This is a genomic window from Actinobaculum sp. 352 (assembly GCF_003957265.1).
GTDB lineage: Bacteria > Actinomycetota > Actinomycetes > Actinomycetales > Actinomycetaceae > Asp313.
Window position 1 is genome coordinate 192,195 of sequence record NZ_RQSN01000001.1, and the last position, 17,877, is coordinate 210,071.

General features: G+C 60.7%; 11 protein-coding genes. 8 read left to right on the forward strand and 3 right to left on the reverse strand.

The annotated features are described in order from the left end of the window. Together EKN07_RS00750 and EKN07_RS00755 are read left to right on the forward strand one after the other, a co-directional pair. A complete protein-coding gene (locus EKN07_RS00750) occupies nt 1-843 on the forward strand; it encodes a PHP domain-containing protein (protein WP_108715376.1) in 843 nt (280 codons plus the stop codon). Then, entirely contained in the window at nt 840-1,454 is a 615-nt protein-coding gene (locus EKN07_RS00755; RefSeq protein ID WP_108715377.1) for a MarC family protein, read from the forward strand. Before EKN07_RS00750 ends, EKN07_RS00755 begins: the two co-directional genes overlap by 4 nt. Before the next feature lie 97 nt (nt 1,455-1,551). Here EKN07_RS00755 and EKN07_RS00760 read toward each other — a convergent pair whose 3' ends face one another. Continuing rightward, the gene (locus EKN07_RS00760; RefSeq protein WP_126145421.1) at nt 1,552-3,165 is read right to left on the reverse strand and encodes a DEAD/DEAH box helicase; all 1,614 of its coding nucleotides are present in this window, start codon (nt 3,163-3,165) and stop codon (nt 1,552-1,554) included. A 680-nt stretch (nt 3,166-3,845) separates the two neighbouring features. Between EKN07_RS00760 and EKN07_RS00765 the strand changes: the two genes are divergently transcribed. From EKN07_RS00765 to EKN07_RS00780, 4 genes are all read left to right on the forward strand, one after another. Beyond that, a complete protein-coding gene (locus EKN07_RS00765) occupies nt 3,846-5,237 on the forward strand; it encodes a glycosyltransferase family 2 protein (protein ID WP_241228089.1) in 1,392 nt (463 codons plus the stop codon). Continuing rightward, nucleotides 5,234-5,914, forward strand: coding sequence for a hypothetical protein (locus EKN07_RS00770; RefSeq protein WP_125482437.1), 681 nt, complete (start codon nt 5,234-5,236; stop codon nt 5,912-5,914). The genes EKN07_RS00765 and EKN07_RS00770 overlap by 4 nt, the downstream gene beginning before the upstream one ends. Nucleotides 5,915-6,125: 211 nt before the next feature. Further along, entirely contained in the window at nt 6,126-7,265 is a 1,140-nt protein-coding gene (gene wecB / locus EKN07_RS00775) for a UDP-N-acetylglucosamine 2-epimerase (non-hydrolyzing) (protein WP_108716652.1), read from the forward strand. A gap of 135 nt (nt 7,266-7,400) precedes the next feature. Further along, nucleotides 7,401-9,395, forward strand: coding sequence for a DUF2334 domain-containing protein (locus EKN07_RS00780; protein WP_126145422.1), 1,995 nt, complete (start codon nt 7,401-7,403; stop codon nt 9,393-9,395). A gap of 414 nt (nt 9,396-9,809) precedes the next feature. Here EKN07_RS00780 and EKN07_RS00785 read toward each other — a convergent pair whose 3' ends face one another. Beyond that, nucleotides 9,810-10,037, reverse strand: coding sequence for a DUF3107 domain-containing protein (locus EKN07_RS00785; RefSeq protein WP_108715382.1), 228 nt, complete (start codon nt 10,035-10,037; stop codon nt 9,810-9,812). A gap of 215 nt (nt 10,038-10,252) precedes the next feature. Here EKN07_RS00785 and EKN07_RS00790 point away from each other — a divergent pair, with 215 nt between their 5' ends. Beyond that, nucleotides 10,253-13,456 carry an ATP-dependent DNA helicase gene (locus tag EKN07_RS00790; protein WP_126145423.1) on the forward strand — a complete coding sequence of 1,068 codons (3,204 nt, stop codon included), beginning with the start codon at nt 10,253-10,255 and terminating at the stop codon, nt 13,454-13,456. Continuing rightward, a complete protein-coding gene (locus tag EKN07_RS00795; protein WP_164546564.1) occupies nt 13,453-16,782 on the forward strand; it encodes a UvrD-helicase domain-containing protein in 3,330 nt (1,109 codons plus the stop codon). The genes EKN07_RS00790 and EKN07_RS00795 overlap by 4 nt, the downstream gene beginning before the upstream one ends. Nucleotides 16,783-16,827: 45 nt before the next feature. Here the strand turns inward: EKN07_RS00795 and EKN07_RS00800 are convergent, their stop codons facing one another. Then, complete coding sequence (locus EKN07_RS00800; protein ID WP_108715385.1) at nt 16,828-17,796, reverse strand: phosphotransferase; 969 nt, start codon at nt 17,794-17,796, stop codon at nt 16,828-16,830. Nucleotides 17,797-17,877: the final 81 nt, after the last annotated feature.

Below are 17,877 nucleotides of genomic sequence, written 5' to 3' on the forward strand. Positions count from 1 at the left end.
ATGCGCATTGATCCACACACGCACTCCACCGCCTCTGATGGCACCGAGACACCGGCGCAGCTCATGATGCGCGCACGCCACGCCGCACTTGATATGGTCGGTTTGACGGACCACGACACTACTGCGGGTTGGAGCGAAGCGGCTGCCGCCGTGCTGCGCACCGGTGTCGGCCTGCTGCGCGGCATGGAGTTTTCCGCGCGTTATCACGGTATCTCTATACACATCCTCGGGCTTCTTTTCGACGACGCCGACGCCGACATCAGGCAGCACTGCCGGAGAGTGCGTGAATCACGGGTGGGACGTGCTCGGGCGATGGTGGAGCGCCTAGCGGAGGACGTCCCCGTTAGTTGGGAAGACGTTGTAGCGCAGGTCAGCGGCAATGCGACCATCGGCAGGCCGCATATCGCCGATGCCCTGGTGGCGCGTGGCGTGGTGAGTAGCCGTGCGGAGGCCTTTGACAGGTTCCTTAATCCTCGTTCTCCCTACTACGTGCCGCACTATGCTCCAGCCGCCACCGATGTGATCCGCTGGGTGAAAAACGCCGGGGGAGAGACGGTATTCGCGCATCCGCGGGCACCGGGACGGGGAAGAGTAGTGCCCTGGGAGGCATTCGACGAGCTGGCGCAGGCGGGACTATTCGGGGTGGAGATTGATCACCGTGACAACACGGCGGAATCGATTCCGCAGCTGGAGCAGATGGTGCGTCACCTCCACCTCGCGCGATTCGGCGCGAGTGACTACCATGGTGCGGGCAAGCCCAACCGTCTGGGCGAACGTACTACATCGCCAGCGGTTATCGAAGCTCTAACCGAGCGCTGTCTGCTGGAGGTTATACATCCGTGACCGGATTCGACGTGACGCTGTTCGTCTCAACGTTCACCACCCTGTTCGTCATCGCGGACCCCTTCGGTAATCTCCCGGTGTTCATCGCCCTGACCTCGCGGATGACGCCGCGCGAACGCAGAACCGCCGCCTGGCAGGCGACGATGACCTCATTCGTCGTCCTGTCCGTGTTCGGCCTCTTCGGCAACTACATTCTCGACGTACTTCATCTCTCCGTGGAAGCGGTCCAGCTCTCCGGTGGGTTGCTTCTGCTACTTGTGGCACTTCAGCTGTTGACGGGGCACGAGGACGATCCGGGCGAACCCGGATCGGTTAACGTTGCCCTCGTGCCGCTGGGGGTGCCGTTGCTGGCCGGTCCTGGCTCAATTGTGGCGGTGATGATGGCCGCCCAACAGTCGGGAAAGACGAGCGGCGGTATATGGGCGGTTGTTGTGGCGATGGTTTTGGTGCACCTCGTTGAGTGGGTCACCATGTACTTCGGCAATCCGTTACATCGACTGCTGGGGGAAGGTGGCACGATGTTCCTGGTGCGTATCTCGGGCATGCTCCTGGCGGCCATTGCCACACAACTGATGATCGACGCGGTGTTGACCATCGTTGCTGCCGCGTAGGGGAATGCCGTAGACGCCGTAGAGGAGTCCCCACCGCCGCCTCGGGCCGCTTGTCGTAGCAGAGATCACCCGTCGCAGAGGCACTCGCTGTACTAGATCACTCTCCGTCCTGGGAACGATGAACCCGCCGGCGCTTGCGTTCGCGGCGGGGTGCCGCCTGCGGATTGTCCTCAATGGCGGAACGAGGCTGCGCCTGCCGCTGGGCGGAGCCGTCGGTGGTCTTCGTCCTGCGACGTTGCCGTGCCCGCGACGACTTTCTACCTCCGCGTTCGCCGGAGTTCCGCGTCGCGCGGGAACGTCCCCGTTTGCCCGCGTTCCGGCCGTGCCCCGCTCCCGGGCCGCCAAGATCCTCAATGTACTCCGCATCCAACCCGGCGCGCACCCGCTTTGACGTGGGTAGCTTTCCGCCGGCGTCACGAGGGATTCCTAGGTCGGAGTAGAGGTGGTCCGAGGTGTGGTAAGTCTCGACGGGGTCGGCTTGCCCCAGGTTCAGAAGGCGATTGATTACCGCCCAGCGCGGAAGGTCCTCCCAATCCACGAAGGTGACGGCCGTTCCGGAATGGCCGGCGCGCCCTGTTCGGCCGATGCGGTGAATATAGGTTTTTTCGTCCTCCGGGCACTGATAGTTGATGACATGGGTGACGTTATCAACGTCAATGCCGCGTGCTGCGACGTCGGTGGCGACAAGAACATCTACCTTGCCATTGCGGAAGGCACGCAGTGCCTGTTCGCGCGCGCCCTGCCCGAGATCGCCATGCAGTGCACCGGCGGCGAAGCCGCGCTCGGTAAGATCGTCGGCGAGTTTGGCAGCGGCGCGTTTCGTCCGGGTGAAGATAATCGTCAGGCCGCGATCTTCCGCCTGCAGGATTCGCGCGACGACCTCCACCTTATTCAAGGCGTGGCATCGATACACCACTTGCCGCGTGTCCTTGACGGTGGCACTGGTGTCCTCGGGATCCTGCACGTGAATATGCGTGGGCCTATCCATGTACCGGCGCGCCATGGCAACAACCGGTGCCGGCATCGTCGCTGAGAAAAGCATTGTGTGGCGGCTGCCGGGCGTGGCAGAGAGGATTGTTTCCACGTCTTCCAGGAAACCGAGGTCGAGCATCTCATCGGCCTCGTCGAGTACGAGGGTTCGCACTCGCGAGAGATTGAGGACGCGATGTCGCATGAGGTCGATAATTCTCCCCGGTGTGCCGACGACGATTTCTGCGCCCTCGCGCAGAGCGACCTGCTGTGGTTCGTATGCGCGTCCGCCGTAGAGTTCTACAATCCGCACGGAGCGCCGCGCAGCCGCGTCGGAGAGTTCACCGGCGACTTGCTTGGCCAGTTCGCGAGTGGGCAGCACTACGAGGCCCTGCGGTTTGCCACGTTCTGATTGCGGGATTTTCTCCCATCCCTCTTCTCCGGGGCCGCTGGTGTTCTCAATCATGGGAATGCCGAAGCCGAGCGTCTTACCTGTGCCCGTCTTCGCCTGACCGATGATGTCGGCACGCCGAAGCGCAACCGGTAGCGTCAAGGCCTGAATGGGGAAGGGGGAAACAATGCCTTTGTCGGCGAGCGCCTCGACGATCACCTGGGATACGCCCAGTTCGGCAAAAGAGGCGGTTTCGGTCGCGGTAGACGTTCCGCTGATCTCTGCGCGCGGCTCGTTCGCGGCCGGTACCCGAGCAGCTGAGGAGTCGATGACGCCCGAGCTGGAACTCATGCAGTTTTCCTTTCTCGCACGAAGCCGATGGCTTCGCTGCTGCGGCAGCCGATCGCGAGAAAACAATTCATGACACGTGACGATCGGTCAGCCCTCGATTCTTTTTCGCTGTCCATCTTAAGGTTTCGGAGGGATAAACGGTACGTGGCGGGCGATATGTCGTCCGAGTCGCATCGCTACTGCTGCTGATACTCAGGTAAGGCACAGATCTCGCTCAAGGCGTCGGATTGTAACCTGTGTTTTTTCTTCGCGCAATGGGTATTGATACCCATGCGATTGTCTTGCCGTCGGAGAAATCGCCTTGTAGTATTGCTTCTCGTTAATTCTCCCAACACGTCGAGAAAAACACCGCATAAATCCATAGAAAATCGTTATTCCAGGACGGTGGGATCATGCACTATTCGCCAATCATGCCCGGCTTGGGTCTTCTTGCGGCAGCCAAGGTTCTTCCTTTGAGTACGGGGCTTGGCTCTGTGGCTCGGACTTGCTTCAACATTGCGGGCATACTTTTTCTGCTCCTTGCTGCACTCCTGATCGTGCTGGATACAATCGGGCGCCTGCACGACATCCGAGCGTCCCTAAACGGAGTGAGTGGTAGGCGGCCGTCCACGGCCTACGGGTACCAAGACTCAGCTGTCCCCTCCATCTGGGCTCCGCCCGCCGCCTGAGGTGTGCGAGTGATGATGCACGCACAAGGCGTGATACTGCTCGCGGCGGGTGGGTCGAGCAGTGTGATTGACACCATCGGATGGTGGGGCGCGGTCGCGATGATTGGCACGGCCATCGCCTACGGCATGACGCTTCTCTTTTTCTCCTACCGAGCCCCGCGGTCACGCCGCAGGGCGCACGAGGCGGCGCTCCGCATGATCGATGGCCTGGAGAATGCTGATCAGATGGGATATCCCACCATGGTGGTCCTCGTTCCCTGTCTGAACGAGGCGACTGTCATTGAGGCGAGTATCCGCCGCCTTCTCGCCATACCGACACGCCAGCTCGATATCGTGGTAATTGACGATGCTTCAGATGACACAACCGCAGCGGTGTTGGATTCGATTCAGGATCCGCGCGTCACTGTGTTGCATCGGATCCCCCCATTCGCCCGACGCGGCAAGGGCGATGCTCTCAACGATGCCCTACGCCACGTTCGCCGACGCTACCGCGACCAGCCCGCCGAGGGCGTCGTCGTCGGCGTCGTCGATGCGGATGGACGACTCGATCCGGAGGGCATTACCACAGCGCGGTTGGCATTCTTGGATCCGAAGGTTGGAGCTGTGCAACTCGGCGTACGGATCAACAACCGGTTCCATTCCTTGCTTGCACGTATGCAGGACATGGAATTCGTCATCTTCACGGAGATCTTCCAGAAGGGGAGGCGGCATCTGGGCAGTGTAGGGATGGGTGGCAATGGCCAATTTGTGCGGCTGTCTGCCCTCAACTCTCTGGGCGAGCGGCCGTGGTCGGATTCATTGACCGAGGACTTCGACCTGGGAATTCGGCTGAACGCCAGTGGCTGGACGAATGAGTTCTCCGCCGAGGCCGTTGTGCACCAACAGGGTGTGACCCGACTGCGGCGCTTGGTACGTCAACGAGCTCGCTGGTTCCAGGGCAACCTGCAAGCCAGCCGCCTGATTGGGCATACCGTGCGCGAGCAGCACGGCAGGACCCGGACCGACTCCCTATACCAGATGCTGTCACCCTACCTGGTACTTGCCACATCGCTGTTGACCGCGTCCTTCGTCGTCGCATTGGTCGCAGTCGTACTTGCCGGTTCCGAGGGCGGGGAACGGAACTGGATGTGGTTGCTACTTGCGTACGTGCTCGCTTTCGGACCGGCTCTGATCTATGGCATTCGGTACTGGAGAGTCGAGAAGAAGAACGGCTTCGGTTTCTTTCGCGGACTGCTCTATTCTCATCTCTATGTTCTCTATAGCATGCTTGGTTATATCGTGGGATGGTGGGCCATGCTGCGGATGGTGTTCGGGTATACCGGCTGGCAGAAGACCAAGCGTGAGTCGGAGTCGCATGAAGCCATCGTCGGGACGGGTGCTGAAATTAAGGTTCATCCGGCGTGAAGCGACGCGGTGGGCGTTATCAGATTATCGCGACATTACTGGCGGCGTTAGTGGGATGCACGATAGGAATCGTGGTGTTTCGTTCAGTTCCTGATAGGTGTCCGGGCTGGGGCGTCGTCTACGACGGCTACGGTAGGGTGACATGCGAGAGCGGGACTATCCATCTTGTGCCTGCCCCCGCCACGCATGATGACGAGACGCATTCGGCGCTTCTAGTGGAAAATGGCGCCATCGGCACCGCGAATTCGGATCCACGCGCCATTGGAGCGAAGGTCACCACGAACAAACAGCTACGGCAGGGCGACGCGAATTCGTGGGAGGTGGGTTGGTTCGTATGGGGTTACGAGGATCCGCAGCACTTCTACGCGCTACTTCTCAAACCGAACGGGTGGGAGATAACGAAACGCGACCCGCAGTATGAGGGCGGGCAGCGTTTTCTTGCGACGGGGGAAGATCCCTCTTTCAAGATCGGTACCACGCACACGATCGTGATAACTGGTAACGGGAAGGATGGAGATTTCACAGTCCGGGTGGATGGCAAGAAGATCACCAGGATCAGTGACACGGAACGTCCGTATTCGCTAGGTGTCGTCGCACTGTACGCGGAGGATGCGGATGTCACCTTCTCGGACATATGGGCCACCTACTCAACGTCGGAAACAGCTCCGGAAAGGTAGCTATTAAGGAACGGTAAATTGATGTGTCACCGTTGCGGGGGCGGCAAATGCGGCGGTGGAGACCAGGGCAGGCAACGCATTGGCCCTGTACTCGTTATTGGGCGCACAAGCGGGTACTGGCATAACAAAGGAAAGGACAATGGAAAGAGCGGAAGATACCGCTGTACGGGGTACTGCCGAACGACAGGTATCCGCAACCCCGCTGCGCGTCATGCTGGTGTACGGCACCCGCCCCGAGGCGATTAAGATGGCGCCTCTGGCTCTGGCGATGGACAAGAGCCCGCAATTCGAACCAATATGTGTGGTTACGGGACAGCACCGTGAGATGTTAGATCAGGTTAACGCCTTCTTTGGCATTACTCCTGATAGTGATCTCGGTATTCATCGGCCCGGTCAGACCTTGACACAGGTGACAACTGGAACTCTGGAAGGGGTTGGCGGCGTACTTGACTCGCTCGCACCGGATGCGGTGATGGTTCAGGGCGACACAACGTCCGCTTTTGCGGCCGGATTGGCTGCCTTCTATCGCAATATCCCGCTCTTTCATGTCGAGGCTGGGCTGCGTACCGGTAACTTGCGTTCTCCGTTCCCCGAGGAGGGTAACCGGCGTCTACTCGGACAGATCTCGTCAATTCATTTCCCGCCGACGGCGGGCTCGCGGGAGAATCTGCTGCGGGAGAATGTCAGCCCCATGCAGATGCATGTTACCGGAAATACGGTGATCGATGCTCTCCATTTGGCGGTGCAGCGTCCGTTGCCGTCCGATGACTCTGTTCTTGATGCGCTTGTCGCGGATCGGGAACGTCGCCTCGTGTTGGTGACCGCACATCGACGCGAGTCATGGGGGGAACCGATGATAGGCATTGCCCGAGGCATAGCAACGGCGGCTCACGCAAACCCGGAGACGACCTTCATCCTGCCGGTGCACCGCAACCCGATTGTACGAGGTGCGCTTCTACCCGTCGTCGAGAAGATCGACAATGTTCTTGTCACGGAACCGCTTGAATACGGTGCCTTCTGCACGGTAATGAACCGGGCGGAGCTCGTGGTGACCGATTCCGGGGGTATCCAGGAGGAAGCGCCGGCTCTTTCCAAGCCGGTACTCGTGCTGCGCGACAACACCGAACGGCCGGAGGCGATTGAGTTCGGCGTCGCGAAGTTGATCGGCACCGGGCCTGAACGAATTGCCTCTGAAATCAATACGCTGCTGCGTGATCGCGATGCCTACGCGGCAATGGCGCATGCCGTCAATCCCTATGGAGACGGGCGTGCAAGTCAGCGTATTCTCGCTGCTGCCGCGCACTATTTCGGACGCGGGGAAGCGGAGCCGGATTTTGCCCCCGGACGCTGAGCCCCATCCGAGTCGGGAATTGTCCGAGTTCAAGATGCTCCTGGGCTGACAACCGGCCGCCGAACTCACGGGTTGCTCGGACGTCTCGGTGCGTGTGCTCGAAGGTACGCGCGCTGATAGAGAGGAAAGAAACGAATGCGAAAGATGCGTGTGAGTGCGCACAAAACACCATTTGCCCTGACAAGCGCCGCACTGTGCGCCGCTCTGGTCTTGGCAACACCGGCGATGGCCGGTGAGCGAGACACCGGTGATACCAATGGTGATCTTCTGGATGTGCCGACGATGAATGTCACGGCGCCCGATCTGGATCCCACCGGTGCGCTCGAAGGGGCGCAGGAAGCGGAGGAGGGGACGTCCGAGTCGACTCTGGTCACAGATAATCCGCTCGAATCGCCTGAGGAACCCCTTGCCGCCGCCCAGAACGTACTGCCATTGGAGGCGAGCGGTGCGGAGGTCGACCTCGCGAGCGATATTGATACGTCATACACGCCCGCACCGATCCGCGATCTCGCCGCCAGTGACACGCCGGTGCCCGACTCTGCGGTGACCTTCGGTGACGCGGAGGGAGCCGCGCACGCGCTCGTACTGTATGACTCAACCGGTGACTATGCGCAGTTGGCTGAGAGCTACGCGATTGGTACGAGTACCCTCGCCACGCATTTTGGTCTGGTGACGGCTGTACCGGTGGCGGACTACACCGCGGGGCTAGCGGGCCGTTACGACGGCGTTGTGTACCTTGGATCCACCTACGATGAGCCGCTTCCGGAGGCATTCGTCTCCGATGTTCTCACTGGAGACGTTCCGGTGCTGTGGGCCGGTTTCAACATCTGGGAGTTGGCCACCACCGATGAGAATCGCGCCGCGTTCGCCTCTCGATATGGATGGGACGCCGCGACGTCGTACATCGATTCGAGTGATGTCGTCGCCTCGATTACGTATGATGACCAGGTCCTGACTCGCGACACCGCCAATTCGGGCGGCATTATTGCGCCGCATGTAACCGACGAAGATGCCGTCACAGTGCTCGGTACTGCCACCTGCACCAGCGACGGAGTGACAGTTCAGGACTGTGCGCCAATCGCCCAGACCACCGGCAGTTCCTTCCCCTGGGCGATCCGCTCCGGAAATCTGACCTATATTGGCGAGATCCCGCTGTCCTATATGAGTGAAACGGATCGATACCTGGCGTTCTCCGACTTGCTCTGTCAGCTTCTTGCTCCCGGTGTTGTCACGGAAAAGACGGCGGCTATTCGCATCGAGGATATTAGCCCGGGAACGGACGCCGAGGAATTGGAGGAGCTCGTTGATTACCTCGTCGGTGCGGGTGTGCCATTCCAGATGGCGGTGGTGCCGTACTATGTCGACCCCACCGGCGTGTATAACAACGGTGTGCCGGAGGCGTTGACTTTCGCGGACAACCAAGAGGTGCTAGCGGTGATCCAATACGCGCAGAAACACGGTGGAACGGTGATCCAACACGGCACGACGCATCAATACGGCACGCTTAATAATCCCTACGACGCGGTGAGTACCGACGACTTCGAGTTCTACCGCTCCTACTGCACCGACACGGCCGACGGCAGCGGGGGTGCGGTGGCCTGCCAGGAGAACTCGTGGGTGCAACTGGTGGGTGCCCTGCCCGACGACAGTGCAGCATGGGCGAGCGAGCGCGCATTGATCGGGCAAACGGCATTGACCGAAGCCGGTCTGGGCGAGGTGCAGATTTGGGAGACGCCGCATTATGCCGCTACCGCCGCCAGTTACCAGGGGATTGGACAGGTGTACAACACGCGGTATGAACGCGAACTGTTCTTCCCCGGCCAGCTCAACAAGGCCATGAGTGGCGCGGCGGGTCATTTCGGTCAGTTCTTCCCCTACACGGTGACCGACATTTACGGCACGAAGATTCTTCCCGAAAATCTCGGCAACTTTGAACCGGAGGAATATAACAACCATGCGGCGCGCACCGGGCAGGACCTGGTGGAGAACGCTCGGGCGAATCTAGTTGTCGACCAGGGCAATGCCAGTTTCTTCTTCCATCCTGGCTATCCGGTGGCGGAGCTGCAGACGGCGGTAGAGGGCATACAAGGCCTGGGATACACCTTTGTTCCGGCTACCGAGTTGAACTAGCCGAGGTCTACAGAGTCGCGTGACCGAGCTGAGGAGCGGCCGAGTCCGGTGGGCGAATGGCACAGTGGTGTCCGCCTACCGGACTCGCGGATTCGTCTAGCTGGAGTGTACTCACACGTGACAGAGGGGTGGCTGTACCGCGAATGCGTGCCGCTGGTGCGGCGTCGGCAGTAGGAAGAGCGAGCGAGCAGCGCCCGCCCTTCTGCTTTCTGCTGCACGGAGTTATGTGCGCCGGTGAGGGCTCAGGCGGCGAAGGGCAGATTTTGCGGCTATGATCGCCTACCGTCATGGTTCTCTACCCGCCGTAGTAGAGATGCTAGGAAAGGGACGCCAGGAACTTGCTGCTGCGTCGCCTGTCATGGCTCTGCCTGCCCCGCCTTGCCTGCCCCGCGTTGCCTGCCTCCCGGCCGAGTCTCAGCCGGTGAAGCCGAATCCGACGCGACGGCTTTCATTGGCGGCAATCTCAACGTAGCCGATGGCATCGGCGGGGACCACAACCACCCGACCGTGCGAATCTGACAGCCGCAACGGTGTTCCGTTCTCAATTGCGGTGGCGACGGCGGCTTCGACCTCACCGGCGGAGTTTTCAACGTCAACGGAAACCTCGCGTGTGACGTTACGAATGCCGATATTGACTTCCATAGGTTCCTCGATCCCCCGGACTTCCAGGATATAGTAGTCTGCGTTTGTCGGGCGTAGGCCCGGATCTTCTATCAGCTTAGCGGGCGTGCGTGTTGGCTCCCAGCGACGGGTGCGGGTTTTTCGCGGAGCGAAATGTGTGGGAGCCTGCCGATAGAGTTGAGCATATGCGGTGCGCAAAAGGAAATGACGGCGCTCGGGTATGAAAGGAGGCAGGAATGGGCACGGATCTGCAACCAACTCAGTGGCAGTTGGACCGATCACAGCTGGCAGCGCTGGACGCGGCGCGAGCCGCCGCCCGTCTCGCTTTGCTTGGCTCGCCCGGGACGGGTAAGACTACGGTGCTCGAGGCACTGGTACGCCGCGAACTGGCCGCCAACTCTGATGCGATGATCGCACTGGTCACACAGGATCGGCGGGCGGCGTTCGACGTGCGTAATCGCCTGTCATTGGCTCTCGGCGGCCTTCCGGGCAATGTTCGCGTTGCAACGCTGTCGTCGTTCGCCTTTCACATCGTTCAAGCCTACGCACAGGCCGTTGGTAGGCGCAGCCCGGAGCTTATCTCTGGGCCGGACGAGGATTCACTTATTGCGGCGGTGTTAGAGGATCCGACCATCCGCTTCCCGTCCTTCGTCACGCCGGAGGTGCGCACCCTGCCGGGTTTTCGTGCCCAGATACGCGACCTGATCACCCGCGCGGCAGAGTTGGGCTACTCTGCTGCGGAACTGGAGGAGTTGGGGCGGCAGCGCAACGAGCCGATATGGGTGTCAGGAGCTGCTGTCATGCGCAGCTATGAGCTTCTCACAGAGGCTAGAGACGCTTTTGCGGGGGATGCCTCCGCCCCCGACAGGCTTGACCACGTCCATTTGCTCGGGGCGGCAGCGGCGATGCTGAGCACTTGGGATGATATGGCGTCCTCCCCAAGCGGGCAGAAGGTCGTCCGTCCAAGATGGGACTGGGTGTTGATTGATGACGCGCAGAATGCGCCACGATCACTTTTGGCATTGCTGAGTCAACTGGCGGCCGATGGTGCAGGAGTCATTGTGGCGGGCGATCCGGACGGCGCTGTGCAGGGTTTTCGTGGCGGTGTTGCATCGCTACCCGGTGATCTCACTGCCCCGGCTCCGCTGGGCATGGGTCTACAGCCGCTCTATTTGACGCAACGCCACCGGGGTGGCAACGCTTTGGCGGGGATAGCTGACGAACTCGTGTCATGTATCCGAGTAGGTGGTGGGCAAATTGCACAGCGCAGGGCACAAGCAGGGCACGATCCAGACCATGTTGAAGGGCGTAGTTTCGTTCATGCGGAGGAAGAGGCTGCGGCGATCGCGCGCCATATGCGAGAACTACACGTGCTCGAGGGCATTCCCTATGGCACGATGGCCGTTGTTACGCGGTCACGTACGATGCACAGCACTCTTCGCAATAGCCTCATACGGCGCGGGGTGCCGGTGGAACAGGTCGGCTCCGATCGTCCGTTGCGCGAGCAGCCGGCTGTGTCAGCTCTGCTGGAGACGGTCAGACTTGCCCTAGGCATGCCTGTACATATTGAGCACGTACTCACCTCGCTCATCGTCGGCATCGATCCGCTCGAACTACGCCGCATGCAACGAGTACTACGCGGATATGCGCTTGCTGCAGATACGCCGGTGCGTGTGCCGGACCTGTTACAGGTCGTGGTGGAAGGGCCCGAGCGCCTCAGTGCACTCGCACCGCGTGGTGTTGAACCCCTGATGCGAGCCGCGCGGCTGTTGCAGCGAATACGGCAGGTCGCGCAGACATCGCACCGTCAGGCGGAAGAGGTGCTCTGGGTGGCATGGGATGGAAGTGGACGTGCCGATGCGTGGCAGCAGCAGTCCTTACGCGCAGGTGTGGAAGGAGACGCAGCTGACGCCTATCTTGACAGCGTCATCCAGCTTTTTCATTTGGCGCAGCGAATGGCAGATCGGGATCCACATGTCACCATTGAAGCGTTGCTGTCGGAACTGGAAGTACAGAACCTTCCTGAGGATTCCATTGCGCGAATGGGAGCGGGTATTGATGCGGTAGCACTGACCACTCCGGCCGGGTGCCAAGGCCGCGAGTGGGACCACGTCGTCGTCGCCGGTCTGAATGAGGGAGTCTGGCCAAATCTGCGCCTGCGTGACGGATACACGCGTACCGGTCGGTTGACGCAAATCGCAACCGGTCGCGAGGTCGGCGGGGGCAGTGAGTACCGTCGGGAGGCGGTGGAGGATGTTCTCGACGACGAACTCCGTCTGCTGCACCACAGCATCACCAGGGCGCGTAGGTCACTCCTTATCACCTGCACGCATTCAGCTGATTCGCAGCCATCCAGGTTCTTTTCCGCCATGGGATTCGGCTCGAACGGGCCAGAGCTGCGTTCACCGGAGCCTCTCCAACCCGATTTTGATTTGACCTCACTGGTGGGCGAATTACGGCAGGCTCTGGATACCCGGGCGGGCGTACAGGCGCAGGAACTTTTGACGCGTTTACAGCAGGAGGGAGTCACAGCTGCGGATCCTGCGCGTTGGCTGGACGAACTCCAACCAACGGTGCGGAAAGGAGTCCGTCATGCCGCCCATGTGTCGCCGTCGCGTGTTGAACGTCTGCTTGACTGCCCCCTGCAAGCGTTCTTCAGCAGTATTGGAGGGGAGGACGGCGATGGAACAAGCGCAGCGCAACTCGGCACGCTGATTCATTCGATCGCGGAAGACTATCCGCATGGAAGTGAAGCTGAGCTGTTGGCGGTGTTGGAGAACAGATGGCGGCAGGTGCTGCCGGATCCGCACTCCGGGCAGCTTGCGCACCGGGACTACAGACAGGCGCAGGAAATGATTCGTGCGCTCGCCGCCTACATGGCTGAGCACCCCGAAGACGTGGTCACCGAACAGCATCTGTCAGTGGCCGTCGCCGACAATGCGCATCTGTCCGCCACACTTGATCGACTCTCCGGCAGCGATGACGGTGTGCTTATTGCCGACCTCAAGACGGGAAAGAACGTGCCGGGTAAGGCAGCAGCTGCTGATAACGTACAGCTTCAGCTGTACCAGTGGGCGTTTGAACGTCTCACGGCAGATGGCGCGGTGAACGATCCGGGTAAGGTGAACCGACCTGGCGAGACGAAAGAACGTGGCGAGGCGAACCCACCGGGACGGCTTGCGGAAAACTTCCAATACGGTGTGCGTAGTGTGGGTGCACAGCTCGTCTACCTTCGAGCGCGGTTGAAGAGCGGTATGCCAACCATACGGGAGCAGCAGCCCCTGGATAGTCAGACCAGGCAACGAGCGGCTGATCGCATTCGGGTAGCTGTGGATCTGTTAGCGGCTGACCAGCTTCCGGCTCATCCGTCGAGTCTGTGCCGTACCTGCCCGTTCACCGCAGCATGCCCGGTGCTACCAGAAGGGCGAATGTTCTCATGACTTACGAGAAGATCATGCGTATGATCCACCCGGATCGGAACGCGCAGCCTACCGCGGAACAACGGCTGGTGATCGAAGCCGAGGATCCGGCGCTGTTGGTTGTAGCCGGAGCTGGGTCGGGAAAGACGGCTACGATGGCCGATCGCATCGCTTATCAGGTGGCCATCGGACGTGCAGATCCTGGAGAAGTGCTCGGCCTGACCTTCACCCGTAAAGCCGCCGGTGAGCTGGCACAACGTGTGGAGAGCACACTCGGCCGCCTGAATCGGGTAGTACAACAACGCGAATCCTTGACAAGGCCATTGATCACCACATACAACTCATTTGCGGTAGATATCGCCTCCAGTTATGGGCTGTTAATCGGCGTCGATCCGGCGGCGCGTCTGATTACGGACGGTGAACGATGGCAGCTCATGTCGCAGATCATCGACGAGTGGCCGAGCGGCGCAAATGACTTCGGTGACCTCGAGCGCTCAAGCCTCGTGGAATCGGCATTGGTGCTGGAGGCCGCGATTCTTGACAATCAACTCACCACCGATGGGGTACGTGAGTTTCTCGACGCCGAGATGACAGCCATTGACGTTTTGGCACAGGAGAAGCAACGGTTCGGCAAAGATCAAAGTGCGGACTCGAAGGCGTGGAGTGAACTCAAAGGGAAAGCGCCCGCATCGCTACGAGTGCGCCGGGAACTACTGGATGTGGTTGAGGCATATTTCCAGCGAAAACGGGACGAGGGCTTGGTTGAGTTTGCCGATCAGGTTGCCTCAGCCTCCGCAGTACTGAATCGTCACCCTGATATTGGACGCGAGGTCGCTAGCCAATACCGGCTGGTGCTGTTGGACGAGTATCAAGATACCTCGGTGAATCAGGCCGCTTTCATTTGCTCCGCATTGACTCGCGGCGAAGATACGCAGGCAGGCTCGTGGAGGTCGGTCTGCGCGGTGGGAGATCCGAACCAGGCCATTTACGGGTGGCGCGGTGCCAGTGCGAACGCCCTGGCGGACTTCGCCGCCCGACTGCCACATGTGCGGCGACTATCGCTGTCGGTCTCCTTCCGCTCGGACGATGCCATCCTCGACGCCGCAAATGCCGTTGCTGCGAGTATTACGACCGGCGGCGTCGGAGTGAGGAAGCTTCGTTCACGTCCTCATGCCGGGCCGGGCCGCGTTATTGAGATACGGCCCTGGCTGCGCGAGGAATCCTATCTAGCCATTGGGCTGCGGATCCGTGACGTGATTGCCGAGCTCCGTCGTACTCGGCCCGACCATCGCCCGGAGATTGCCGTGCTCGGGCGAAAACGCATTTACCTTGAGCGCATGGCTCCTGTACTTCAGTCACTGGGCATCCCCTACGAGTTCGTCGGTGGGGAGAGCATGATTCGTCGGCCTGAGATACTGACCCTGCGAGCGGCGCTCGGTGTTGTCGCGAGCCCGGGTCGCAACGACCTCCTGATCCGACTGCTGACGCTCTACGGAATCGGTGCGGACGATCTGCGCGCGCTCGATGGCTGGTCACGCGAGCTTGCGAAGCGACAGGTTCTGGGAACGAAACTCGATCATCGCGAAGAGCGCAGTCTCATCGAGGCCGTCACCTACCCGCCGCAGGGGGAGGAGAGTTCCTTGAGCGAGGCGGCGCGGCAGCGCATAGCGGCGTTGTCCCGGGTCTTGGCGGAGCTTCGCCGTGCTTTACATTCTCCGTTGCCCGATCTTATTGCGCGCGCGGTACGGCTACTTGGGCTAGATGTTGCGGCGGTGGCGCGCCGGAGTGCCGCGCAGCGGGTTCGTACTTCTATTGATTCTTTCATTGCGTTGGGAAGCTCCTACACGGCAGATCATCCCGACTCCTCCGTCGCCGACTTCTTGGCGTGGCTAGATGCGGTGGACCTGCGTGAACACGGTGGCGAAGAGGAGGCAGGGCAAGAAGCTCTTCCTACTGAAGGTGCCGAAGTACATCCCGGCGTCGTACAACTGATGACGATCCACGCGGCAAAGGGGTTGCAGTGGGAGGACCTGGTCGCCGTACCCGAGTTAGTCGACGGGCAATTCTCGGAGATCACAAGGGGTGTCCATGCCTGGCCGCAGTCCAATGCTGTGTTCCCCTATCCTTTGCGAGCAGACTATCGGTATCTTCCCCGATTCCAAGTGACGGGTTGTGCCGATAAGTTCGCGGCAGGGGCGGACTACCGTGCATTCAAGTCGGAACTGTTGCCCGCGCATGAGAGCCAGGAGATGCGTCGTTTGGCATATGTGGCCTTTACACGCCCGCGCGCCGAACTTCTTTTGGCAGGATTCGCGGCAGATACGCCGGAATGGATCGGAGGCCTGAAGAAGCGCGACAAGCAAGACGGGCCAATACCGCTACGTCAGCGATCCTCGTTCTTGAGTGATATCCGTGCGGCAACGGAGGTTCCGCTCGTCCCGATTTCTTCGGTGGCAGGGCAGGACTGGCCCGCCAACCTACTGGTTGAGGCACCCGAAGCCACGGATATTGAGGAGCTTATGGAAGTCTTTGGTGCGGAGATCGTCGTGCCACCGATGTTGGCTCCGGTTCCCACCTTCGAGGATGATCTGTGCTGGCCGAAGAACATATCACGATCATTGGGAGAGCGGCTTCGGACAGAGCCCACGGATGACCGTGTGCAAGCGTGGTACAGACAAGCAGAAATCTTGCTCGCGGAGCAGCGCCAAGCTGGTGCCATGGGAAGGGAACGCCCATACCTCACCGCGACGGACGTGGTGCGGATGCAGCAGGATCCGGAGCAGTTCAGGCGCGAGCAGCGCCGACCCATTCCACGCCAACCGAGTCATGCTGCGCGCACGGGCACCACCTTGCACGCGCGAATAGCCAGCCACTTCTCCGCAGTCGCAACCCTGGATATCGACTTGCCGGAGGAGACGGATGAACCAGCATTGCCGCGCGAAAGAGAGCATGAGTTGCTCCGCGTCTTTGCATCAACTCCGTGGGCTGCGCTCGAGCCACTCGCCGTCGAGCAACCGCTGGAGGTTGTCGTGGCCGGACGCGTCATCCGGTGCACCATCGACGCCGTTTTCGAAACTGGAGGCATACCCGGCCGCGCGAAGGTGACCGTTGTCGACTGGAAAAGTGGACGGCGTCCGGGACCGGAGCAGCTGGCGGCACGCGAACTGCAACTCGCCCTCTACCGCTTGGCGTGGTCGCGCGCCCACGGACTGCCACTGGAGGATGTGGGGGCATGCTTCGTCTATCTTGGCTCCGGTGGCCACACCTTCGAGGCGGGGATGATGTCGGAAGAGGAGATCGCCAAGCGAATTGAAGACTCGCTATTCTCCACCGAATCTTCAGCTTGACTACTTCTTCCTCTGCCCACGCCCCGCTCAGAGAGGATTCCCCGCTCAGGGCGCGTTGTTTGCCTGCGGATCTACGTTCCAGGACGGTCCGATCACCAAGTCGGGATCGGCATTGATTTGCTCCGCGAGATCAAGGAGCATGGTCTCCGCATCTGTGCGCACCGAGTTGTTGGATGTGCGGATGCCGTACATGAGCCAGCGGATCACGGCCAGCTCCGACATGAGCAAGGTTCGGCTATACATGGCGTCGTCGACTCTGACCCCGCGCGTATTCTGATATGACTCGACGATGAGATCGAAGGGCTCATCGCCTAACCCGAGCAGCGGTGCAAGATCCTGTGCCGGGTCACCCACACGGGCCTCACCGAATCCGAGAACGGAGGACACCGTCGTGCCGTTCGACCAGAGGAAATTCTCGGCGGCGACGTCGCCGTGCACGACAACCGGCTCATACTGCCACAGAGCATCATCCTCCAGCGCGTTCTCCCAACGACGGCGAAGAACGGCGGGAATGGAGGATGTCTGTGCCGCATCGTGTAACTCAACGCGCAGCCGCTGGCGCCATTCTTCCACGCTGTACACCGGAAGACCTGCCCGAGCGATGACGTCGGTGGAGAGCGAATGAATGGCGGCAAGTGTGCGCCCGAGTTCACGGGCCTGGGCGTCATTCATGAGTTCGAATTCGTTGCTATGCCCAAAGGGTTCCGGATAGACAATTGCACGTCCGTCGGCTGCACCGTCGGCGAAACCCGCAGGTCGCATGATGTCGAAGGACAGGCGTCCGGCACGCAACTCCTCAAGTAGTATCGGCGCCAGGGAGGCCTCCGCCTCGAGGATTGTCGCGGCCAGTGAGTTTTTCGGGTACTTCACAACCCAGTGCTGCCCGCGTGCATCAAGGACACCACCGGTGACAAAGTCTTCCGATTCAGTAAAGGGCGGACGCGTCCCGACGGCCTCCAGACCGTCGATAGCACTGACGGCCAGTGCGGCGAGGTAAAGCGGCGAAGTGTTCACTCCCTAAACCTACGTGTTCTTGACTCTCCTCCCAAACACCACACACCGAACGCAGCTCGGATGAGGCGGATGACGGCGGTG